The sequence below is a fragment of the Lysobacter antibioticus genome, assembly GCF_000731095.1.
GTDB classification, from domain to species: domain Bacteria; phylum Pseudomonadota; class Gammaproteobacteria; order Xanthomonadales; family Xanthomonadaceae; genus Lysobacter; species Lysobacter antibioticus_B.
Window position 1 is genome coordinate 21,720 of record NZ_JMTZ01000002.1, and the last position, 22,343, is coordinate 44,062.

23 protein-coding genes are annotated in these 22,343 nt (G+C 66.6%); 13 read left to right on the plus strand and 10 right to left on the minus strand.

Features of this window, described 5'->3' with window-relative positions; all coding sequences use genetic code 11:
• Positions 1-29: 29 nt before the first annotated feature.
• Both EX88_RS0100485 and EX88_RS0100490 read right to left on the minus strand, forming a co-directional pair.
• On the minus strand, positions 30-1,649 hold the full coding sequence (locus EX88_RS0100485) for a methyl-accepting chemotaxis protein (protein WP_031370069.1): 1,620 nt from the start codon (positions 1,647-1,649) through the stop codon (positions 30-32).
• A 393-nt stretch (positions 1,650-2,042) separates the two neighbouring features.
• The gene (locus tag EX88_RS0100490) at positions 2,043-2,900 is read right to left on the minus strand and encodes a PA4780 family RIO1-like protein kinase (protein WP_031370070.1); all 858 of its coding nucleotides are present in this window, start codon (positions 2,898-2,900) and stop codon (positions 2,043-2,045) included.
• Between the two features lie 96 nt (positions 2,901-2,996).
• On the opposite strand from EX88_RS0100490, the gene EX88_RS0100495 reads away from it, so the two are divergent.
• From EX88_RS0100495 to EX88_RS0100505, 3 genes are all read left to right on the plus strand, one after another.
• Positions 2,997-3,707, plus strand: coding sequence for an rRNA pseudouridine synthase (locus tag EX88_RS0100495; RefSeq protein WP_031370071.1), 711 nt, complete (start codon positions 2,997-2,999; stop codon positions 3,705-3,707).
• A 1,032-nt stretch (positions 3,708-4,739) separates the two neighbouring features.
• Entirely contained in the window at positions 4,740-5,858 is a 1,119-nt protein-coding gene (locus EX88_RS0100500) for an RICIN domain-containing protein (protein ID WP_051884260.1), read from the plus strand.
• 177 nt (positions 5,859-6,035) lie between these two features.
• Positions 6,036-7,136, plus strand: a complete 1,101-nt coding sequence (locus tag EX88_RS0100505) for an RICIN domain-containing protein (protein ID WP_051884261.1) — start codon at positions 6,036-6,038, stop codon at positions 7,134-7,136.
• Positions 7,137-7,329: 193 nt separating this feature from the next.
• Here the strand turns inward: EX88_RS0100505 and EX88_RS0100510 are convergent, their stop codons facing one another.
• Positions 7,330-8,229, minus strand: coding sequence for a LysR family transcriptional regulator (locus EX88_RS0100510; protein WP_031370074.1), 900 nt, complete (start codon positions 8,227-8,229; stop codon positions 7,330-7,332).
• Positions 8,230-8,389: 160 nt separating this feature from the next.
• Between EX88_RS0100510 and EX88_RS0100515 the strand changes: the two genes are divergently transcribed.
• From EX88_RS0100515 to EX88_RS0100525, 3 genes are all read left to right on the plus strand, one after another.
• Complete coding sequence (locus EX88_RS0100515; protein WP_031370075.1) at positions 8,390-8,929, plus strand: carboxymuconolactone decarboxylase family protein; 540 nt, start codon at positions 8,390-8,392, stop codon at positions 8,927-8,929.
• Between the two features lie 82 nt (positions 8,930-9,011).
• The gene (locus EX88_RS0100520) at positions 9,012-10,574 is read left to right on the plus strand and encodes a pyridoxamine 5'-phosphate oxidase family protein (RefSeq protein ID WP_031370076.1); all 1,563 of its coding nucleotides are present in this window, start codon (positions 9,012-9,014) and stop codon (positions 10,572-10,574) included.
• Positions 10,575-10,781: 207 nt separating this feature from the next.
• Positions 10,782-11,663, plus strand: a complete 882-nt coding sequence (locus EX88_RS0100525) for an alpha/beta fold hydrolase (RefSeq protein ID WP_200875777.1) — start codon at positions 10,782-10,784, stop codon at positions 11,661-11,663.
• Positions 11,664-11,844: 181 nt separating this feature from the next.
• Here the strand turns inward: EX88_RS0100525 and EX88_RS0100530 are convergent, their stop codons facing one another.
• The 3 genes from EX88_RS0100530 to EX88_RS0100540 form a co-directional block, all read right to left on the minus strand.
• Complete coding sequence (locus EX88_RS0100530; RefSeq protein ID WP_031370078.1) at positions 11,845-12,408, minus strand: DUF2846 domain-containing protein; 564 nt, start codon at positions 12,406-12,408, stop codon at positions 11,845-11,847.
• Between the two features lie 130 nt (positions 12,409-12,538).
• Positions 12,539-12,991 carry a DUF6196 family protein gene (locus EX88_RS0100535; RefSeq protein WP_031370079.1) on the minus strand — a complete coding sequence of 151 codons (453 nt, stop codon included), beginning with the start codon at positions 12,989-12,991 and terminating at the stop codon, positions 12,539-12,541.
• A gap of 66 nt (positions 12,992-13,057) precedes the next feature.
• Entirely contained in the window at positions 13,058-14,296 is a 1,239-nt protein-coding gene (locus EX88_RS0100540; protein WP_036147755.1) for an esterase/lipase family protein, read from the minus strand.
• 129 nt (positions 14,297-14,425) lie between these two features.
• Here EX88_RS0100540 and EX88_RS0100545 point away from each other — a divergent pair, with 129 nt between their 5' ends.
• Positions 14,426-14,848 (plus strand): GFA family protein, encoded by a 423-nt coding sequence (locus EX88_RS0100545; RefSeq protein ID WP_036147740.1) that lies wholly within the window; start codon positions 14,426-14,428, stop codon positions 14,846-14,848.
• Positions 14,849-14,883: 35 nt separating this feature from the next.
• Here the strand turns inward: EX88_RS0100545 and EX88_RS0100550 are convergent, their stop codons facing one another.
• From EX88_RS0100550 to EX88_RS26370, 3 genes are all read right to left on the minus strand, one after another.
• On the minus strand, positions 14,884-15,591 hold the full coding sequence (locus tag EX88_RS0100550) for a hydrolase (protein ID WP_051884263.1): 708 nt from the start codon (positions 15,589-15,591) through the stop codon (positions 14,884-14,886).
• A gap of 170 nt (positions 15,592-15,761) precedes the next feature.
• Positions 15,762-15,932: a hypothetical protein gene (locus tag EX88_RS26365; RefSeq protein WP_161786050.1), complete on the minus strand. Its 171-nt coding sequence runs from the start codon at positions 15,930-15,932 to the stop codon at positions 15,762-15,764.
• A gap of 80 nt (positions 15,933-16,012) precedes the next feature.
• Positions 16,013-16,150: a hypothetical protein gene (locus tag EX88_RS26370; RefSeq protein ID WP_161786051.1), complete on the minus strand. Its 138-nt coding sequence runs from the start codon at positions 16,148-16,150 to the stop codon at positions 16,013-16,015.
• A gap of 391 nt (positions 16,151-16,541) precedes the next feature.
• Between EX88_RS26370 and EX88_RS0100565 the strand changes: the two genes are divergently transcribed.
• The 6 genes from EX88_RS0100565 (at position 16,542) to EX88_RS0100590 (ending at position 21,390) form a co-directional block, all read left to right on the plus strand.
• Positions 16,542-17,549, plus strand: a complete 1,008-nt coding sequence (locus tag EX88_RS0100565; protein ID WP_031370083.1) for a methionine ABC transporter ATP-binding protein — start codon at positions 16,542-16,544, stop codon at positions 17,547-17,549.
• On the plus strand, positions 17,546-18,229 hold the full coding sequence (locus tag EX88_RS0100570; RefSeq protein WP_031370084.1) for a methionine ABC transporter permease: 684 nt from the start codon (positions 17,546-17,548) through the stop codon (positions 18,227-18,229). The genes EX88_RS0100565 and EX88_RS0100570 overlap by 4 nt, the downstream gene beginning before the upstream one ends.
• 39 nt (positions 18,230-18,268) lie before the next feature.
• Positions 18,269-19,063 (plus strand): MetQ/NlpA family ABC transporter substrate-binding protein, encoded by a 795-nt coding sequence (locus tag EX88_RS0100575; RefSeq protein ID WP_031370085.1) that lies wholly within the window; start codon positions 18,269-18,271, stop codon positions 19,061-19,063.
• Positions 19,064-19,563: 500 nt separating this feature from the next.
• Positions 19,564-19,701 (plus strand): hypothetical protein, encoded by a 138-nt coding sequence (locus EX88_RS26375; protein ID WP_161786052.1) that lies wholly within the window; start codon positions 19,564-19,566, stop codon positions 19,699-19,701.
• 217 nt (positions 19,702-19,918) lie between these two features.
• Positions 19,919-20,056 carry a hypothetical protein gene (locus tag EX88_RS26380; RefSeq protein WP_161786053.1) on the plus strand — a complete coding sequence of 46 codons (138 nt, stop codon included), beginning with the start codon at positions 19,919-19,921 and terminating at the stop codon, positions 20,054-20,056.
• Positions 20,057-20,139: 83 nt separating this feature from the next.
• Positions 20,140-21,390, plus strand: coding sequence for a YcaO-like family protein (locus EX88_RS0100590; RefSeq protein ID WP_031370086.1), 1,251 nt, complete (start codon positions 20,140-20,142; stop codon positions 21,388-21,390).
• Here the strand turns inward: EX88_RS0100590 and pcaD are convergent, their stop codons facing one another.
• On the minus strand, positions 21,391-22,188 hold the full coding sequence (gene pcaD / locus EX88_RS0100595; protein ID WP_031370087.1) for a 3-oxoadipate enol-lactonase: 798 nt from the start codon (positions 22,186-22,188) through the stop codon (positions 21,391-21,393).
• Between the last annotated feature and the right edge of the window lie 155 nt (positions 22,189-22,343).

Sequence of the window (22,343 nt, forward strand, 5' to 3'; positions counted from 1 at the left end):
CTGCGTCTGGCTGTCCGAAGCGGCGGCGCTTACGCCAGCAACTTGAACTTGGAAACCCCGTCGCGCAGCCCGGCGCTGACCTGGTGCAGTTCGTCGATCGCCTGGTTGGACTGCTTCAAGGCGTCGACGGTCTGTTGCGCGGCCTCGCTCAACTGGCCCAGGGCCAGGTTGATCTGCTCCGCGCCGGCCGCCTGCGCCTGCACGCCTTCGTTCACCACCTCGAAGCGCGGCACCATCGCCTGCACGTGTTCGATCACCTGCGACAACTGGCCGCCGACCTGCTGCACGTCGCTGGTGCCGCGGCGGACTTCTTCGGAGAACTTGTCCATGCCCATCACGCCGGCCGACACCGCCGACTGGATCTCGCGCACCATCTGTTCGATGTCGAGTGTCGCCACCGCGGTCTGGTCGGCGAGGCGGCGGATTTCCACCGCCACCACCGAGAAACCGCGGCCGTATTCGCCGGCTTTTTCCGCCTCGATGGCGGCGTTGAGCGAGAGCAGGTTGGTCTGGTCGGCGACCTTGGTGATGGTGGTGACGACCTGGCTGATGTTGCTGGCCTTCTCGGCCAGCACCGCGAGCTTGGCGCTGATCGCCGCGGTCGCGTCGATCATCCGGCCCATGGTCTCCTCCATCTGCGCCACGCCGTGCTGGCCGTCGCCGGCCAGCGAGGCGGTCTGCTCGGCGCTGCCGGCCACCGTGCCCATGGTCCGCGCCAGTTCCTTCGAGGTCGCGGCGATTTCGCGCGAGGTCGCGCCGATCTCGGTGGTCGTCGCGGCGATCTGCGCGGCGGTGGCCTGCTGTTCGCGCAAGGTCGCGGTGATCTCGTTGATCGAGGAATTGACCTGGATGCCGGAGGTCTGGATCTGCCCGACCAGTTCCGCCAGCTCGCCGCTCATGCGGTCGTAGCCCTGCGCCACGGTGCCGAATTCGTCGCTGCGCGAGAACCCCAGGCGCTGGCTGAAGTCGCCCTTGGCCATGACGTCGGCAGCGCGCGCCAGCCGGTGCAGCGGCAGAGTGATCGCCTTCAATAGGAAGAAGCCGGCCAGCACCGCCGCCAACACCGCGCCGACGAAGGTCAGGCCGATGCCGAGCTCGGCCGATTTCACCGCCGCGTCGATGCGGTTGCCGGATTCGACCGACTCGTTGTAGTTGTACTGGATGATGCGGGTGATGGTGTCGACCGCCTTGGCGAAGATCGGCTCGGCGCGCGTGCGCATCGCCTCCTGCAAGGCCGCCGAACCGGCCTCGCCGGCCCGGATCAAATCCGGCTGCAGGGCGAACAGCGACGCACTGGAACCGGCCAGGGCGTCGAGATTGCGGCGATCCTCGGTCTGGGTGACGGTGGCGCGATAACGGCCGATCGCCTGCTCGAAGGCGGTCCGACGCGTGCGCAAGAGCTCCTGCGCTTCGGCGCGCTGGCTCGCGTCGGCCGAGGACAATCCGTTGATCGCGGTGTAGTAGGCGTGCCACTCGGTTTCCATCTGCCCGGAGGCATACAGCCCGGGAATGGAGTCCGCGCGCAGCCGGCTTTCTTCGGCCTGCACGTGCAGCAGCCGCTGCAGGGCGATGCCGCCCATCACCACCATCGCCACGATGATCACGGCGAAGCTCAAGATGATTCGCTGCCGAATCGTGATGTTATTCATGACCGATCCCCGTGTATGCCATGAAGCATTACCTATCTGGGCAGTGATTGTGAGGACCGCCTGTCGCGGACGAAGCCCCAGTGTAGAGACGCGCTTCGCCCCTGCCCACCATCACGGCTGCGAACGGACGGACCGACTTGAACCGGCCTTCGGACTATGACCTCGCCTGGTCCGCACCGCCGTGAAAAGCCAACGGCGTCTCACTATGCGTCGACCCGAGAGTGTCGCGGCCCTAATCTACACCCGGCTCCGGATCGCGCAGGTTCGGTAACGGCGGCCTTCGCGCCATGAGCGGCGAAGCGATCGGCGAAAAGACGGGCGGATGCGGCGGACGCCGGACCGGGAGCGAACGCAGCCCGGTCGGCCGATCCCCTGGCCGTCGGCGCCGCCGGCTCAGTCCATTTCGGCCGCGGCCTCGCGGCCCTGCTGACGGATCAGCGCTTCGTCGCGCGCATCGTTGATGGCGTGGCGGACGCTGTCGAGGTCGACCGCGGACTCGTCGTGCACGAACACGCCGGTCAGTTCGCTGTCGGGACGCAAGTCGCCGGCTTCGAACAGGGCCCACATTTCCTCGGCGTACCAGGTGTCCAGCAGCTCCGGCGCCCAGGCGCCCAGGCTGGCGGTCAGGTTGTTGACGTCGCGCAACAGCATCTTGCGCGCGGCGTTGTTGCCGGCGGCGCTGACCACCTGCGGGAAATCGATGATGACCGGACCGTCCGGGGCAACCAAGACGTTGTACTCGGACAAGTCGCCGTGGATCAGGCCGACGCAGAGCATCTTGACCACCTGCCGCACCAGGAAGCGGTGGAAGCCGCGGGCCTGCTCCGGCGCCAGCTCGACCTCGCCCAGACGCGGCGCGGAATGGCCGTCGGCGTCGGTGACCAGCTCCATCACCAGTACGCCGTGGTAATAACCGTACGGTTCGGGCACGCGCACGCCGGCATCGCGCAACTGGTACAGCGCCTCGACTTCGGTGTTCTTCCAGGCGGTTTCCTGCTGCTTGCGCCCGTACTTGGTGGCCTTGCCGATCGCGCGCGCCTCGCGGCTGCCGCGCACCTTGCGCCCTTCCTGGTACTGCACGCGCTGCTGGAAGCTGCGTTGCGCCATGTCCTTGTAGACCTTGGCACAGCGCACGTCGTCGCCGGAACGCACCACGTACACCGCGGCCTCCTTGCCGCTCTTGAGCGGGCGCATGACCTCGTCGATCACGCCGTCGTCGATCAGCGCCTGCAATCCGGGTGGAGTCTTCATGTAGTCCTGTGGGGGGAAACGGCGCCGGCTGAGGGGGAATCCCGGCGTAACAGGCGTATATCTTTACACTTGGCGACCCCAGTATCGAATTCCGTCATGTCCGATCCCGTCCGCCTCGACAAACGCCTCGCCGAACAAGTCCCCTGTTCGCGCACGGACGCCCAGCAATACATCGAGGGCGGCTGGGTGTCGGTGGATGGCGAAATCGTCGAGGAGCCGCAGACCCTGGTCTCGACCCAGACCGTCGAGCTGGCCGCGGACGCCCGCCTCGACCCCATCGAGCCGGCGACGATGCTGTTGCACAAACCGGCCGGCCTGGACCTCAAGGACGCCGCCAGCCTGGTCACGCCGGCCAGCCATGCGCCCGGCGACCTGTCCGAGGTGCGCCTGCTCAAGCGCCATTTCCATCGCCTGACCCCGCTGGTCCCGCTCGACCGCGACGCCAGCGGGCTGGTCGTGTTGACCCAGGACGGCCGCGTCTGGCGCCGCCTAACCGAGGACTACGCCCAGATCGAACAGGAGTTCGTCGTCGAAGTGGCCGGCGACCTGCTGCCCTACGGCATGCAGAAGCTCGCCCACGGCCTGAGCTACCAGGGCCGCGCGCTGCGGCCGTGCAAGGTCAGCTGGCAGAACGAAACCCGCCTGCGCTTCGCGATCAAGGACGTACAGCCCGGGCAGTTGCGCGACATGTGCCGCCAGGTCGGGTTCGAGGTGGTCTCGATCCGCCGCCTGCGCATCGGCCGCATCTCGTTGAGCAAGATGCCGGTCGGCGAATGGCGTTACCTGCCGGTCGGCGAACGCTTCTGAGGCGCGGGCTTCCGTCGACGGCCTACCGGACTTACACAACCCGCCTTTTCGTAAGCCTCTCCTTTTTAATCCGCTCCCTTTGCAAAGGGGGGCGGGCGCCTGCATCGTTGGGCTGAGCAGCGTTGCAACTGCGCTAGGGGATTTACCCGCAGCTCGCCGCTATGTGGCCGGCGCGGAAGCAAATCCCCAAGGCGAGGCGTTACCGCCATTCGCGCCACGAGGAACTCGTCGATGCCTTGCATCGCTGGCGAGTGCCCGGCTGAGACCGGGCCAAATCCGATGCGCCGAGCGCATCGATGCAAAGCCGCCCATCGCCGGGCCATGTTTTTTATTTACACGGCCGGAATTCGGCCACCTGGCTCTTCGCCCACACTTCAGAGTGTGTACTTCGCAGCACATAACCAGCTTCCGAATTCGATCGGAAACGCCATGCCGCTCATCGGAAAATCGAAAAAAACACCGGGAAATACTTGCGATTCCAGCTTTCAAAACGGCCGCACCCCGGCGCTGCGATGTCCGCGGCATGTTTAAGCTTGATGACTCGGGCATCCGGAAAAACACATAACAATAAATTCTAAATAAATCTCAAGAAAGTTAGCTACATTCGCCGCAACGATTCATGTGCTATCGCCACAAGCTCCACCGATACGGCACCGGGCCCTCCTGCGGCCCCTCGTCGAACCTCCGAGCATAGAGCGAGCAAGCACACCCTCCGCGACAGGAGTGCAGCAGGCGATGCTCGCTTTCATTACCGACGCCGTAGGCGGCGCGCAGTCATTCACGCAACTCAAGGACTCGTGCATCGCGCACGAATCGGGTGCGCCGATATCAAGACCGACACCGCCCCCTCACTCGCCTAATGCATACGCAGCGCCAGCGCACTCGGTGCGACATGAGCGCGCCCCAACCGTCCCGCATGCGAGTCCGGCCGCAATGAAGAACAACCCGCTCCTGAGTTTCGCGCCAGCCTGGGCGGGCCTGCATGGATCGCGAACATCGTGGCGCCACCGCTACAGCCTCGGAGTAAGAGTCATGAAGATCGTCAAGTCGCTGCGACGCTGGGGAGCGCTGCTGCTGTTGGCACTGCTACCCCTCCAGGTCATGGCCGCCGCACCGGGTGGCTACACCTACTACGAGTTCGACCCCGCCATCACCGGGTTCGATTCGATGAATTACGGCATCACGGTGGAATCCGATCCCGGCCCTCGGGCCAACGTGTTCTGGGCCAATCAGTTCTGGCTCGTCGGCTATCCCGGCGGCTATACCGGCATGCAACGCCACTCCCAACTCGGCGGCTATCTCCTGCTTTCGATCTGGGGCGCGACCGCAGGCCGGGTCGGCAGCCCGGGCAGCAGTTGCGGCCCGTTCGACGAGTTCGGCACCGGCTACAGCTGCCACATGGTTTACGACTGGAAGGTCGACCACACCTACCAGTTCCACCTCGCACACGAAGGCGGCGGCTGGTTCGGCGTCACCGTCACCGACCTGACCACGGGCGCTTCGGTGAAGATCGGCAGCGTGCTCACAGCGGCCACCCAGATCTCACCGAAGAACATGACCAACTGGGTCGAATACTGGGAGTGGAACTGGCCGGAGTCGAATTGCTACAACCAACCCTATAGCCGCGCGGAATTCCTGTTGCCGATCGGCAACACCGGCACCGCTTCTCCTCGCGTCGCCAGCATCTCGCGCAAAAATGTTCCGGGCTGTTACGGCCGCATCGACACGCTGCCGATTGGCACCGTGCACCACCACGCCATCGGCAACTCGCCGCGCGGCGCGGTGACCGATACCGGCGGCCTGTGCCTGGATGCCAAAGGCGGCGCGACGACCAGCAACGTCCCTGCGCAAAGCTTCGCTTGCCACGGCGGCGACAACCAGGCCTGGGTACACGGCGTCGATCGCACGCTGCGGCTGCGCTCCAACCTGTGCCTGGATGTGGCCAACGGCCAGACCGCGCCTGGCTCGCCGGTGATCGTCTTCAGTTGCCATGCCGGCCGTAACCAACAGTGGAATCGGGTCGGCAACCAACTGCGCAACGATCTGTCCGGCCTGTGCCTGACCTCGGCGGGCGCCGCCGCGCAACTCACGATCCAGGCCTGCACCGCGCAAACGAACCAGAACTGGCAGATTCCCAAGCCCGCCCCGTGAGCGGCCGGCTCCTGGCTGTCTGGCCGGGCATCGCACGAACGCGCCCGGCCGCGCCGGGAGCGAATGCCGACGCAAGCAAACCAAAGACCCGCTCATGACTTACGCGCCAGCCTGAGCGGCCTGCATGGACGGCGAACGCCACGGCGCGAGTACTGCTACAGCATCGGAGTAAGAGCAATGAAGATCGTCAAGCCGTTACAACGCTGGGGAGCGCTGCTGCTGTTGGCATTGCTGCCCTTGCAGGTCCCCGCCGCCGCACCTGGCGGCTATACGAACTACAAGTTCGACCCCATCGTCACTGGGCTGGATTCGGTCGATTTCGCCATCACGGTGAAGTCCGACCCCGGCCCTCGTTCCAACGTGTTCTGGAGCAATCAGTTCGGCCTCGTCGGCTCCCGCGCCGGCGGCTATACGGGCATGCAGCGGTTGTCGGGCACCGACGGCTACTTCCTGTTCTCGATCTGGGCGGCGACCGCCGCGAAAGTGGGCAGCCCCGGCACGGTCTGCGGTCCCTTCGACGAGTTCGGAGCCGGCTACAGCTGTTACATCAAGCGCGCGTGGAAGCAGGACCATACCTTTCAATTCCATATCGAACAGGAAGGCGGCGGCTGGTTCGGCGTCACCATCAACGACCTAACCGACGGCACCTCGTTCAAGCTCGGCAGCGTGCTTACCGATGCGACCCAGATTTCCCCGAAAGGCATGGTGAACTGGGTCGAATACTTCGAATGGAGCTCGCCGTCGGTGAGTTGCTACAACCAACCCTATAGCCGCGCCGAGTTTCTGCTGCCGTCCGGCAACGGCGGTACGGCCATGGCCAGCATCACGACCACGAGTATCCCGGCCTGTAGCGGCCGCATCGACCAGACCCCGACGGGCAGCGTGCATCAGCACGCGATCGGCAACTCGCCGCGCGGCCCGATCGTGCATTCCGGCAATCAATGCCTCGATGCCTACACCTACCAAAGCGGCGTCCAGCCCATCCTCGCCAGTTGTCATGGCCTGGATAACCAAGCCTGGGTCTATGGCGCGGACAAAACACTGCGCACCGCCTCGAATCTATGCATCGACGCCTACAACGGCGGCACCACGGCAGGCACGCCGATCTACGTCTACACCTGCCACGGCGGCGCCAATCAACAGTGGAACCGGGTCGGCAGCGAATTCCGCGGCGTCCCGTCGGGCCTGTGCCTGCGCGCCGCGGGGGCCGGTTCCGACTATCACCTGACCCTGCAACGCTGCGAACAGGGTTGGCAGATCCCGCTCGCGACGCCTTGACCGAAGAGGCGGCCCGACCGGGTCTGGCCGCCTCCATTCTCTGCATGACACGGGAGGGCGATCGCCGTCGTTTGCATCGACACCGTGAATCAGGCGAGCAGTAGTTCCTGGCTCCTCCCGGCCTGCCGGCCCAAAATACCGGCGAACCGCAAGTTCTGGTGTTTCTGCGCATGCCGGCCGCCGCAGCCGCAGCTCAATTCAACGCGCTATTCCCGCGCAGTTGCGCGACCACCAGGTCGACGAAGGTGCGAACCTTAGGCGAGGCGTAACGCCCTTCGCGATGCAGCACGTGCACGGGCAGCGACGAATGCCCGTACTCGCCCAAGACGATCTTCAATTGCCCGGAAGCGAGGTGCGGCGCCACCTGGTAGGACAGCAGCCGGGTGATGCCGAAACCCCGCACCGCCGCCTCGATCGCCGCATCGTTGGTGGTAACGATCAGGCGAGGCTTTATCCGCACCGATAAAGCCTTGCGGCCGTCGCCGAACTTCCATTCGGTGGACGGGCTGATGCCGAGCGCGGAAATGATGTCGTGCCGAACCAGGTCGGCGGGAGTCTTCGGCAAACCTTGCCGGCGCAGATACTCCGGCGATGCGCACAACAGCCTGCGCACCTGCGCCACCTGGATGGCCTGCAGGCTCGAATCGGGCAGCGCGCCGATGCGCACGCCGACGTCCAGCCCCTCTTCGATCAGATTGGCCACGCGATCGAGAAACAGCGCCGACACCTGGGTCGCGGGATAGCGCTGCAGGTACTCGACCACGATCGGCAGCACGAACAACTTGCCGAATTGGACCGGCGCGGTAACGGCCAGATGCCCGCGCGGTTCGGCGTTGATGCCGGCGGCGGCTTCATCGGCTTCGTCGACCTCGGCCAGGATCCGGCGCGCATCGTCGAGATAGCGCTGCCCCGCTTCGGTGGCGCGGACGAAGCGGGTGGTGCGATCGAGCAACTTCACCGCAAGCCGTTCTTCCAGGCCAGCGATCGCCCGCGTCACCGCCGGCGGCGACAGGCCCAGCTTGCGGGCGGCGCGGGCGAAGCTTTCCTCTTCGGCGACCGCGACGAACACCGTCATCAGGTGCAGTCGATCCATCTGGATTATTCCTGTAATCGCAATAATGAATTTTGCGACCCGGTGATTCTTATGGCAAGCGAAATGGCTGACAGTGTCGCCACGCCGAAGCCCACAGCAACCGATACCAGGCCTCGCCGGACCGGATCACTCCCCTTCCTTATCGACACTGGACACCCCCATGAGCCGCATCGCCGTCATCGACCGCAACACCGCCGACACCGAACAACAGCAGTTGCTGGACGCCATCCAACGCGAACTCGGCACGGTGCCGAATTTCCTCAAGGTATTCGCCAACTCGCCGGCCGCCCTGCGCGCCTTCCTCGGCCTGCACGGCATCGCCAAGGAGGGCAGCCTCGACCTCCAGACCCGCGAACGCATCGCCCTGGCCCTGGCCCAGCAGAACGCCTGCGAGTACTGCCTGTCCGCCCACACCGCCCTGGGCCGCAACGCCGGTTTGAACGGCGACGAGATCGCCGCCAACCGCGCCGGCGGCAGCCAGGACGCCAAGGCCGCGATCGCGGTGAAGTTCGCCCGCTCGCTGGTGGAGCACCAGGGCGAAGTCACCAGCGCCGAGATCGTCGAAGTGCGCGAGGCCGGCTTCAGCGATGCCGACATCGTCGAGATCATCACCCACGTCGGCATGAACCTGCTGACCAACATCCTCGGCAAGGCCAGCCGGGTCGAAATCGACTTCCCCAAGGTAGCCTTGGCCGCCTGAGCGGCGGCCCCCAGGCCGCGCGCCACCACGATCACCAGAACCAGGGCCGGCGGCGCAGCGTCGCCGCCGGCTGGAGCACGCCATGAGCCGCGCATTCGCCGATATAACCTTCACCCCCAGCGTCAAAGACGCGCAGCAACGCCACGGCAGCCGCGAGGCCAATCGCGCCTTCGAACTGGCCGAGGATGCGCGCGACTCGATCGGCGAGCGCGAGGCCGAATTCATCGCCGAACGCGACAGCTTCTATCAGGCGACCGTGTCCGAAACCGGCTGGCCCTATGTTCAGCATCGCGGCGGCCCGGCGGGCTTCCTCAAGGTGCTCGATGCCAAGACGATCGGCTTCGCCGATTTCCGCGGCAACCGCCAATACCTCAGCGTCGGCAACCTCGCCGCCGACGGCCGCATTTCGCTGATCCTGATGGACTACCCGAACCGGCGCCGGCTCAAGATCTGGGGCCGCGCGCGCATCGTCGACGAAAGCAGCGACGCCGCCCTGATCGCACGGCTGGAAGTGCCCGCATACCGCGCCCGGGTCGAACGCGGCATCGTCATCGAGGTCGAAGCCTGCGACTGGAATTGCCCGCAACACATCACCCCGCGCTACACCGAGGCCGAGATCGAACGCATCGCGCCGACACGGCCGGCGCCGCCGCCGGAGGAAAAACCGCGCGCCGCCGAGGCCGCGGTCTGGGGCGAGGGCCCGCTGGAACTGGTCGTCGCCGGCGTCAGGCAACTCACCGCACGGGTGCGGGCCTACGAACTGCGCCATCCGCAAGGCGATGCCTTGCCGGCGGTCGCCGCCGGCGCGCATCTGCGCGTGCCGGTGCAACTGGACGGCAAGACCGAGCTGCGCCATTACTCGATCAGTTCCGACCCTTCGCGGCGCGATGCCTACGAGATCGCGGTGCTGCGCGAAGACGCCGGGCGCGGCGCGTCGAAAGCCCTGCACGCGGGATTCGAGCTGGGGCTGCGCCTGCGTTGCGAGCCCGCGCGCAACGATTTCGCGCTGAGCGAAGACGCGCGCCCCGTGGTCCTGATCGCCGGCGGCATCGGCATCACCCCGATCAAGGCCATGGCGCACACGCTGGCGCGGCGCGGACAGCCGTTTCAGATCCACTATGCCGGCCGCGGCCTGCGCGAACTGCCGTTCCTGGAGGCCTTGCAGGCCGAGTTCGGCGAACGGCTCACTTTGTATCCGGCCGATCAAGGGCGGCGTCTCGACCTGCACCGGCTGTTGTCGGCTGCGGCAGCGGATACGCTCGTCTATGCCTGCGGCCCCGCACGCCTGATCGATGAGCTCAACGCGACCGCGGCTACGCTCGGAATGAGCGACCAGGTGCGGATCGAACGTTTCGATGCGGCCGCCCGGCCCGACGACCGCGCCATCGAGGTCGAGTTACGCCGTTCCGAGCGGCGGATCCGCGTCGCCGGCACACAAACCATCCTCGATGCGCTGTTGCAGGCCGGGGTGAGCACGCCATCGGACTGCAGGGTGGGCAATTGCGGCACTTGCGCGATCAAGGTGCTCGACGGAGTACCCGAGCATCGCGACAACGCCCTCAGCGCCGCCGAAAAAGAGCGTGCCTCCTTGATGTGCATTTGTGTCTCGCGGGCGCATTCCGAACATCTGGCGCTGGATCTCTAGCGCGTCGCCGCGGCACCCCACCCTCGTTTGGATCCGCCGGTCCTTGCGATCGCAACGATCTCCCCCACTCTACCGAGAACCGTCATGCTTCGATTGTCTGTCGCCCTGCTGAGCGCCGCCCTCGCGGGCGCCGCACTTTCGTTCCTCCCCCTCTCGGCCGAGGCTTCCGCCATTGCGGAGACTCTGCCGCCCATCGCCGAGCGTCCAATGACCACCCATCACCATATCGCCGTCGACGGCACCGAACTGTTCTATCGCGAGGCCGGCCCCAAGGACGCACCGGTCATCGTGCTGCTGCACGGCCTGCCGAGTTCCTCGCACATGTTCCGCGAGCTGATGCCGCTGCTCGCCGATCGCTATCGGGTCATCGCGCCGGACTACCCCGGCTTCGGCGCCAGCGCCACGCCCTCGCCGGCCGAGTACGACTACAGCTTCGATCGGCTGGCGCAGAGCATCGACCGCTTGCTGCAGGCACTCAAGATCCAGCGCTACAGCCTCTACCTCTTCGACTACGGCGCGCCGGTCGGCTTTCGCCTGGCCGTCGAGCATCCGGAACGTATCCAGACGCTGATCGTGCAGAACGGCAATGCCTATGACGAAGGCATGGGTACGTTGTGGGATCCGTTGCGCGCCTATTGGAAGGAGCCCACCCCACAACGCTCGAGCTTGCTCGCGGAAAAACTGCTGAGCCTGGCCTCGACGAAATGGCATTACCTCGAAGGCGTGCGCGACCCGTCGGCGATCGCACCGGAGAACTGGCTGCTCGACCAGGCCTTGCTCGACCGGCCGGGCGTGCAGGACATACAGCTGCGTCTGCTCTACGACTACGGCTCCAATCCCGGCAAGTACCCGCAATGGCAGGCCTATTTCCGCGAGCGTCAGCCGCCGATGCTGGTGCTGTGGGGCAAGAACGATCCGATCTTCCTCAGCGCCGGCGCCCACGCCTACCAGCGCGACTTGCCGAAGGCCGAGGTGCATCTGTTCGATACCGGGCATTTCGCCCTCGAAGAAGACGCGCAGCCGATCGCCCTGCGCATCCGCAGCTTCCTGGGCCGCCACGTGGGCGAGTCGCAGGCCAGCCAAGACTGACGGATACGGATACGGATTCGGATTCGGATTCGGATTCGGATTCGGATTCGGATTCGGATTCGGATTCGGAACCGGATTCGGAACCGGATACGGAACCGGCGCCGCTGCGGTGTCCGCGGCGGCGCCGGCTTGATCGCTGCGCCGTCCGATCCGTGCGAATCGCCGGATCGCGGACGACAGATCAGCCCTTGGGCAACAGCAGCTTGCAGCTGCGGATCGCGGTCTGCGCCGCCGCCACGTCGGCGTTGCGGCGGTAGTGATAGCCGCCCTTGAATGCGCCCATGAGGATTTCCTTCTCGATGTAGGCCACCTCGCCGGCCGCTACCTCGAAGCTCAGCGGTTCCTTGCATTTGCCGTCGCCGCTGAGCACGTGCTGGCCCGGCTCGAGCACCAGTCGATAGAAGCAGTAACCGCGGGTCTGGCCGATCGGCTGGCCGTCGAGCACCACGTCCATGCCGACCAACACCGCGACGAACTGCTTGCGGTAGAGGTAGATCACGCCCTTGCCGGGCTCGGGCTGGAAATTCAGTGCCGCCGCGGTTTCCGCCGGCGTCGCCTTGCGGGTGGCCTGGTTCTTGAACGCGAACAACCAGATCAGATAGACCACGAAGCCGAGGACCAGCAGGCCGATCAGCCAATTGAAGAAGTTCGAGCCGCTCGCCATCGAAGCCATAACCCGGCCGACGATGGCGCCGACGATGATCAGCGGAAGGATTTTGAGAAAACTTGCACGACCTTGTGCCATGACGATCCTGAAGCGTTGATAGGGCCGACAGCATAGCCAACCGCCGCCGCGGCCACAGGCACGCGATCGGGCGGCTGCCGTCGGCAGGATGTCGGGACGGCCCGGGCGATGTCGTCCGCGGCCGTCGCCGTCACGGCGCCAGAGCCATCTTCTCCGGCGACACCAGGGCATCGAGTTCGGCCGCGATCTCCGCCGCGACCGCCACCGGCACGCCCCAGTAATCGAAGATGCCGCCGTCGCGGCGATTCTGCCCGCAGGTCACGAACACGCCGGTGCCGAATTTGCGCTTGAGCCGCGAGGCCAGCCAGCCGACGAAACCGCTGTTGTCGACGCGGCTCGGAAAGTGGAAGCGGAACAAGGCGAACAGATCCTCGGCGGGGTCTGTGCAGGGCACCAGCTGACTCCAGACTTCATCGTCGCGCACCAGGGCCAAGGCATCGGCACGCACCGCGCCCGGGAAGTCGGCCAAGGGGAACTCGAGAAAAGCATAGGTGCCCGGGTAGACCTGCAGACGCGCCTGCTTGGTCACGACCAGCAAGCGCGTGTTGGTCTGTTCGATCGTTTCCCGCGATATGTCTACCACTGCAACCTCCGGCGGCCGCTGCCGGCCCGATGATGGATTCGTCTGCCCAGTCCGGCGGCGACCGCCTCACTCCAGCCAGCGCCGGATGCGCTCGTAGACCTGCGGGTCGCCGAGCAGATCGAGATGATGCAGGCCATGGCCCACCCATTGCCGCGACTTGGGAATGCGCAGGTCGAAAACCGGGTCGGGATGATGCCCGAGCGCGCTGGCGACCGGCACCAGGCCGTCGCCGCTGAGCCTGTCGATGCCCGCGTCCTTCGCTGCACCGTTCTTGTCGGTCGAAACCGCCACCGCGTAACTGCGCACGTGCGCGGGCAGCGGCACCGGCGTGCGCGCATCGCGGCGTCCGTCGCCCTCGTGCTTAGGCTTGCGCCAATCCGCGTCGAGCAGATTGCCGTGGCGCAGGTCCTGGATGCCGGCGCTGCGGATCTTGCCGAGACGTGCGAACGGCGCGGTGTAGGGGCTGCGTCCGATCAGCATGTCGAACCAACTGCCGGCGCGTTCGAGCGGCGCACCGTGATGCGGCGTGCCGAGAAAAATCAGGCTGTCGAGCCGCTCCGGCCAGCGCAGCCCGGCGCCGGCGGCGGCATGGCAGGCGCTGCGCGCGACCAGGCCGCCCATGCTGTGGCCGACGATGGCGAAACGCTCCACCGGCACCGGCCACTCGCGCAACAGGCGCTCCAGACGCGCGGCGAACTCGCTGCCGTTGCTGGAGATGTGGCGGCCGCTGTTGTAATGCAGATAGACCGGCGTCCAACCGGCATCGCGCGCCAATGCCGCGGCATGGTCGTGGCTGTTCCAACGCCATTGCAGGTCGTTCATGCACAGGCCGTGCACCATCACCAACAGTTTTCCGGTCGCCTGCGGACAGGCTGCGGCCAAAGCCTTGCGACCCAGCCGCAAGGGCGTGCCGTCGCGGCGCAGGCGCATGCGGATCGCCAGCGGGTTGGCGGTCGCGGCCAGATGATCGCCGAGCACGCCGTTGAGCGCGCAGACCACGCCGTCGCGCTGCGGTAGCGAGTCGATCCGGTCCAGCAGCGGCGCGAACTGCGCGAGCGCCAGATCGAGGCCGTCGCCGACGAAACGGGCGATGCCGCGCACGCTGCGATAAACCAATCCGCTGATGCCACGGGTCGGATCGCGCACCGGCGCGCCGAACGGGCCCGGCAAAGCGACGATGGTGGCGTGGACGGATTCGACCAGGTCGACCACCCCGGTGATCGCGTCGATGGTCAGGCGGCCGATACCGCGCAGGTCCGCACCAGGGCCGTTGCCTGTGTCGGCCGGGGACGAGCGTTTCGGCATGAGCATCCAACGCGCGGCAACGGGACCGCCAGCCTAGCGCAGTCGATGCCGACGGCGCATTCTGGGGTACGGCGACGACGCAGATCGACCCGGCCTGCGTCGGCCCGCCCCGCGAGGAGACGACGAACGATGAACGACACCCACTTCGAAGGCGGCTGCCTGTGCGGCGCGATCCGCTATCGCGCGACCGCCGCGCCGTTGCGCGGGGTGATATGCCACTGCGGCCTGTGCCGCCGCCATTCCGGCGCGCCGGCGCTCGCTTTCGTGCATTTCCCGGCCGAGGCCTTCGCCTGGCTCGCTTCGCCGCCAACCTGGTACCGCTCTTCCGAATACGCCGAACGCGGCTTCTGCGCGAACTGCGGCAGCACCCTCGGCATGCGCGAAAGCGTGTTGGCCGATCGCGTGCAAGTCTGCATCGGCAGCCTCGACGAGCCGGAACGGGTAGGCGTCGACGACCACGTCTGGACCCGTTCGCAGTTGCCTTGGTTCGATACCGCCGACTCACTGCCCCGTTTCAGCAAGAGCAGTTCGGCGGTACCGTCCAAGGCCTAGGCGCCGTCGCGCGACGCCAGGCCCGCATCACCCGCTCAGGGCTTCGGCGCGATCATGCTCTGGAAATAATCGATCCCCTGACCCCAGGCGCCGCCGTGTTGCTGGGCGATCTTCTGCACCTGCGCGCCGGTGGCGCCCTTGCTCCAGTCGCCCTGCCATTCCAGCATCACCGCCAGCCAGGTCACCGGCACCGCGCCGGCCTGGATCATGCGCTGCACCGCCATGTCGTGCGATTCGTGCGAGACATCGCCGCTGGCGTCGACGACCACGTAGACCTCGTAGCCGTCGCGCAGCGCCGACAACACCGGCAAGGTCACGCAGCTGTCGGTCCACAAACCGCTGACCAGCAGCTTCTTGCGGCCGGTCTTGCGCACGGCCTCGCGGATGCGCGGGTCCTGCCAGGGGTCGATCGCGGTGCGGTCGTAGGGCACCAGCTCCGGACGCGCCTGGGTCAGTTGCTTGAAGAACGGGCCGCCGAATTTCTCGGCGCTGATCGTCGCGTACAGGGTCGGCACTTCGAAGGCTTTCGCCGCCTTGCTCAAGCCCTCGGCGTTGTTGATCAGCTTGCCGACCTCGATCGACTGCACCGAGAACACGAACTGCGGCTGGTAGTCGACCATCAGCACGACGCTGTTTTCCGGGGTCAGCGGGGTGCGGATGTCGGCATGGGCCGGCAGGAACGCAGCGGCGAAGAGCAAGCTCGCGGCGATCGACCGCCGCATGAAAGCCGTGGACAAAGACATGACGAATTCCCATCGCAGCACTGGAGGCCGATTGGCCGGTGCCGGATACGGTACGCATGCGCGCCGATGACGACGGCGCCAGTTCCCGCGATTTCGCTGGAGCCAGTGGCGCGATGCCAGCGAAGGCATTCAAGGACAGGAGCGGCTTGCCGCCCCTGTCCTCGAGTCGATCAAAGACTGCGGAACAAAGACCCGATCAGCAGCAGGACGAAGCCCAACGCCGCCAGCCAGAACGCGAAGCCCGCGAGGAACGGCAGATAGCCCAGACGCGCGGCGATGCCGGCGCCGCCGGCCAGCAGGGCAATGAAGAAGATGGGAAAGCTGGGCGGGGTCAGACGCATAGGGAACCTCAATGACGGTAGACGGATGCAGGTGCGCGCCAGTTTTGCGCTGGTTCTCGCTGGCTTTGGGCTGGCTTGCGCTAGGCCCGGGCGAGGCTGGCGATGAGGGCGGCGATCACGGCCAAGATCGACGCGACCGTCAAGGCGGCCACCAGCGAGGCCGACGGCGCACGCCCGTGATCGTCTTGCGGAGTTTGCTTGTCCGATTTGCCACTCATGCCGTTGGCTCCTGCCATGCCGATACCTGCATGAGGGAATGCACACGAATCGTGCCAACGGCGCAGACGCGCGAGAGCCACCAACGGCGCGCTCAGCGACACAAAGCACACTAGTCGGCGGAGGCGTCAAAACCGCTTATCACGTCACATTTTGACCCGCGCCGTCCGCAATCACAGACGCTGTCACAGCCGGATTCGCCGTCGGTTCTCGACTCGGTGGCATAAGCACATAACCGCAACGGCGGGTCGCGCCCTCGCGGCCGCCTTACAATGCCGACCGCCTCACGGTTTGCCGGGTGATAGTGTGGCGGTCCGACGCCCGGCTTCGGAGTGGCGCCGTGCCGCGCCGCACGGCCTCGCCTCTCCCGCACAGCCACGCCCACGACGGTCCATGATCCAATTCCAGCAGGTCCATAAATCGTTCCGCGTCGGCGGTCACGAGGTGCCGGCCTTGCTGCCGCTCGATCTCGACATCGTCGAAGGCGAGGTGTTCGGCATCATCGGCCACTCCGGCGCCGGCAAATCGACCCTGATCCGGCTGATCAACGGCCTCGAGCGCCCCAGCGGCGGCCGCGTGCTGGTCGACGGCGAAGACGCCAGCGCGCTCGACGGCGCCGGCCTGCGTGCCCTGCGCCAACGCATCGGCATGATCTTCCAGCACTTCAACCTGCTGTCCTCGCGCACGGTAGCGGCCAACGTCGCCTTTCCGTTGGAACTGGCCGGCACCCCGCGCGCCGAGATCGCCGCCCGCGTCGCCGAGTTGCTCGCCCGCGTCGGCCTGAGCGCGCACGCCGACAAGTACCCGGCGCAGCTGTCGGGCGGGCAGAAACAGCGCGTCGGCATCGCCCGCGCCCTCGCCTGCCGCCCGCGCATCCTGCTCTGCGACGAAGCCACCAGCGCGCTCGACCCGCAAACCACCGCCTCGGTGCTGGCGTTGCTGGCCGAGATCAACCGCGAACTCGGCCTGACCATCGTCCTGATCACCCACGAGATGGAAGTGATCCGCCGCGTCTGCGACCGCGTCGCCGTGCTCGACGCCGGCCGTCTGGTCGAAAGCGGCCCGGTCGCCGACGTATTCCTGCACCCGCGCCATCCGACCACGCGCCGCTTCGTCTCCGAGGCCGAGCATGTCGACGAAGGCGGCCTGCATCGCGATTTCGCCGCCGTGTCCGGGCGTTTGCTGCGCCTGACCTTCATCGGCGAGCACACCTACGAACCCCTGCTCGGCCGGGTCGCGCGCGAGACCGGGGTCGACTACAACATCCTCGCCGGCCGCATCGACCGCATCAAGGACACGCCGTACGGCCAGCTCACCATCGCCCTGGTCGGCGGCGACAGCCATGCCGCCATCGCCGCGCTCGGCGCGGCCGGTGTGCACGTCGAGGAGATCGCGCGATGAGCCCGAACCCCGGTTGGTTGCAACACCTCGACGCCGGCAAGTGGGCCGAGATCGGCCAGGCCACGCTCGACACCTTGCTGATGCTCGCCGGCGCCCTGCCGCTGACCCTGCTGATCGGCCTGCCGCTCGGCATCGCCCTGTTCCTGACCGGCCCGCGCCAGCTGCGCGCGCAGCCGCGCCTGTACGGCGTGCTGTCGCTGGTCATCAACATCCTGCGCTCGGTGCCTTTCATCATCCTGATGATCGTGATGATTCCGCTGACCCTCGCGGCGATGGGCACCTCGCTCGGCGTGCGCGGCGCGATCCTGCCGCTGGTGGTCGGCGCGGCGCCGTTCTACGCGCGATTGGTGGAAACCTCGCTGCGCGAAGTCGACCGCGGCATCATCGAGGCCTGCCAGGCGATGGGCGCGACGACGCGGCAGATCGTGTTGCGCGCGCTGCTGCCCGAAGCGCTGCCCGGGCTCATCGCCGGCGCCACGGTGACCACCGTCGCCCTGATCGGCTATACCGCCATGGGCGGCGCGATCGGTTCCGGCGGCCTCGGCGACCTCGCCTACCGCGACGGCTATCTGCGCTCGCATACCGACGTGGCGGTGGTGACGGTGCTGCTGTTGCTGCTGCTGGTGCAGGCGTTGCAGACGCTCGGCGACAAACTCGTGGCGCGCTTCAGCCGACGCTGAGCGGCCGCTCCAAGCTATCGAATCGATCGAGGACGCAAGATGAAAAAGCTGATGGCCATCCTGGCCCTGACCGCCGCGGGCCTGAGCGGTTGCGGCGGCGGCAACGACCCGGCGTCGCAAAAGCTCACCGTCGCCGCCACCGCGGTGCCGCATGCGGAAATCCTCGAAGTGGTGAAGCCCCTGCTGGCCAAGCAGGGCGTCGAACTCGAGGTGCGCGTGTTCAACGACTACGTGCAGCCCAACGACCAAGTGGCGCAGAAGCTGCTCGACGTCAGCTATTTCGAGACCGAGCCCTATCTCGATTCCTACAACCGCAGCCGCGGCACGAAGCTGACCACCATCGTCGGCGTGCACATCGAGCCCTTCGGCGCCTACTCGCGCAAGTTCAAGTCGCTCGACGCGCTGCCGCAGGGCGCCGACGTGGTCATCCCCAACGACCCGAGCAACAACAGCCGCGCCCTGATCCTGCTGCACAAGTCCGGGGTGATCCAGCTGCGCGACCCGAACGATGCGCTGGCGACCCTGCGCGACATCACCGCCAACCCCAAGCAGCTCAAGTTCCGCGAACTCGATGCGGCGATGCTGCCGCGCATCCTCGACCAGGTCGACCTGGCGTTGATCAACACCAACTACGCGCTCGACGCCGGCCTCGACCCGACCAAAGACGCGCTGGCCATAGAAGGCCGCGACTCGCCCTACGTCAACTTCCTGGTCGGCCGTCCGGACAATCGCGACGACCCGCGGGTCAAGAAGCTCGCTGCGGCGCTGACCGGCCCCGAGGTCAAGAGCTTCATCGAGAAGAAGTACCGCGGCGCGGTGTTGCCGGCGTTCTGAGCACGCCCGACTCGCCTCGCGTGTCGCCGGCACGCGAGGCGACTCCAACCCACTCGGGTCCGCCAACGGCTGCGCAATGCAGCCGGAGCGACAGCGTCACGCATCGACCTGCTAAGCCATGGCATCGGCCCCGCGATGCGTGCGGATAGAAGACTCATCGACGCAAGCGCAAGATGCGCGGCGAATTCGCGCCCGATCGCGAACGGGCAAGCAATGCCCGGAGTCGCCGATCCGGGCCGGCCGCCTTCGTCTCCGGCCCGCCCATTCAGCCATCCCGACATCCGGCCCTCGGCCGGTACAGCGCCGGCCTTGGCCCAGGCGTTTCCGAAACTGGGTCCGAAGTTTCACAACCGATGAGATCGGCGCCCGAACCGAGATTGACCGTGCTCCCAGCCGCCCCGTATAGCTGGCGCGCGGGCCGCCGGGCTCGGTCGCTAGCGTCGAGCGCCCCGGCTTGCTGCATGGAACTTCCGCAAGTCACATCACAACGAGGGATTGTTATGAAGAAGACGATCGAGATATTCATCATCAAGTCGCGTCCGGTCTTGATCGATGCCACCAAGGCGATCACGGCCCAGGGCATCACGCCGGTGCTGACGCCGCAGGAGAAAGAACTCCTGGAGAAGCTGGCGAAGTAACCGGGCCGCATCGCGCGGCCGACTCCGGTGCGCCGGCGGCCTGCCGCGAGCCGCGACGAGCCATCAACCGCCATAAGCGATTCGGCGCCGACCCTGGACCTTGCCTAGGACCTTGCGTATCGCCGGCCCGCAAGCGGGCGGATTCGCGGGGACCGCCATCGTCGAACGACTCGGCGCGTCGCACCAACCTGCAACGACACCACCTCAAAGGGACCGTATGAAGAAGCTCATCGGCACGACCATCGTCAAGTCCGTCCCGCATCTGCTCCTCGCCAACAAGATCGAGCAGAACCAGGACGTCAAACCGGCGCCGACGCCGGAAGAGAAAGCCATCCTGGACAAGCTGGCGAAGTAAGCCCGGCTTCCATCCTGAGCGAACGGGCGGCACGAACCCAGGTTCGTGCCGCTTCGTTCCGGCACCCCGCAAGGAGCGACTGCATGATTCCGCTGGAGCGAGAGCGATCGCTGGCCGACGCCGAACGCGTCATCCGCAGATTCGTAAGCGAGCAGGGCTGGCGCATACGCACCCAGACGCACGGCGAGCGCTTGCAGTCCACCGTCTGCACCCTGCACGACGGCGACGACGAGGTCATCGCCAGCGGCTTCGGCAAGGGCGACGGCGAGGCGGCCCGGGTCGGCGCCATCTACGAAGCGGTCGAGCATCTGTACACCAACGCACCGCCTGCCGGAGAACGCATCGATTTCGTACGCTCGATCGATCTGTTCCGCGACCCGCGCTATGCCGGGCTGCCGTTCCTGTCGGCGTTCGCGCAGAACCCGCAGCAGCGTCTGGCGTGCCGAACCTATCGCCCCTTCTTCGGCGACGCCGCCGACGTGCCGGCACCCTTGTTCCTGACGTTTCCGAACTACCTGGACCAACTTCCGGCCGAGGACGACTTCGACTACTCCAGCGTCATCCGCTATGGCTCCAACAGCGGCATCGCGATCGGCGCCAGCGTCGAAGAAGCCGCGGTGCACGCGATCGGCGAATTGGTCGAGCGCGATTCCTGGTCCTTGTTCCTGGTCGCGCACTACCTCGGCGAGCCGGCCAGCCTCGGCAGCGTAATCGATCCGCGGTCGCTGCCGCCGCAGGTCGCCGCGATCCACCAGGCCGCCAGCGCTCAGCTCGGGCGCGGCATCGTCCTGATCGAGGTGACCAGCGACCTCGGTTTCCCCGCCTTCATCGCCACCACCGACCGGATCCTCGACGACGAAGTGGTGTACCCGAGCGGCTTCGGTGCGTCCTTGTACGCCGCCCATGCCGCCATCCGCGCATTGACCGAACTGGTGCAATGCGTCGGCATCCGCGAGCAGTTGCCGAGCATGCACGAGTACAGCCGCCTCGCCCTGGAGGCGTTGGCCGAATACCCGAAGCTCAGGGACTGCGCTTACTTCCAGGTATCGGCCGAGCGGCTCGAAACGGTCGAATGGTCGCATCCGACGCGCGAGGTCCAGACGCCCAAGGCGCTGCTGCGCGAGATGGTGACCCTGCTGCAGCACAAGGGTATCCACCTCTACCACGCGATCAACCATCGCCAGGGCGATGACTTCTGCGTGGTCAGTTGCGTGTCCTTCGAGCTCGAACGCTTCCTGCTGGTCGCCTCGGGCATCGCCATGGCCCCCGGCAAACGCGGCATGGATCTGCTGGCCGGCAAGCTGCAGGTGCCGGCGCTGGAGCGCACCGACTAGTCAGCGCTGGAGCAGGAAACCGAGCACCGCGCTCATGAACTCGGCCGGGCATTCGACGTTCGACAGATGCACCGCCGGCAGCACCAGCAGGCTCGCGCCGGGCACGCTCGCGGCGATGGCCTCGCCGTGGCTGGCCAGGGTCACCGTGTCGTAGCGGCCGGCGATCACCAGGGTCGGGCGCGCCACCCGCTCGAGCGTCGGGCGCATATCCAGATCGCGCACCGCCGCGTAATTGCCGGCCAGGCCGCGCGGATCGGTGGCGAGCAACATGCCGCGGAAGGCCTGGATCGCCGGCCCGTTCGCCTCGCGCAGCGCCGCCGGGAACCAGTTGCCGAGAAACATCTCGGCGGTGTCGGCCATGTCCTCGACGCCCAGCACTGCGGCGATCCGCTCCGCCCATTGCCCGGCCGGCCCCAGATAGGCCGAGGTATTGCTCAGAATCAAACGGTCGATGCGCTCGCCGGCATGCACGCCGAGCCACTGCCCGATCATGCCGCCGAGCGACAGGCCGAGAAAATGCGCGCGTTCTATGCGCAGGGCGTCGAGCAGGTCGATCACGTCGCGGCCCAGGCGTTCGAGCGAGTACTCGCCCGCGGGCACGCCGGACGCGCCGTGGCCGCGCGTGTCATAACGCAGCACGCGGAAATGCCGCGCGAGTTCCGCCACTTGCGCATCCCACATATGCAGATCGGTGCCGATCGAGTTGGACAGCACGAGCACCGGGCGCTCGGCCGCGCCGTCGAGGCGGTAGGCGATGCGCACGCCGTCGCTGGCGTTGAGGTAAGACAGGTCGTTCATGGCGATGCTCCGTTCGGATAGGCCGCTTGTGAGCTTCGCGGGCAGTCGTTCAGCCCGGTGTCGCTCCTGCAACGGCAGACGCCGCGGAGCAAATCCTAGTTGCGGCCGATCCCGGCGGATATTACAAAGCTCGTACATTCTTTGTAGTCATATCC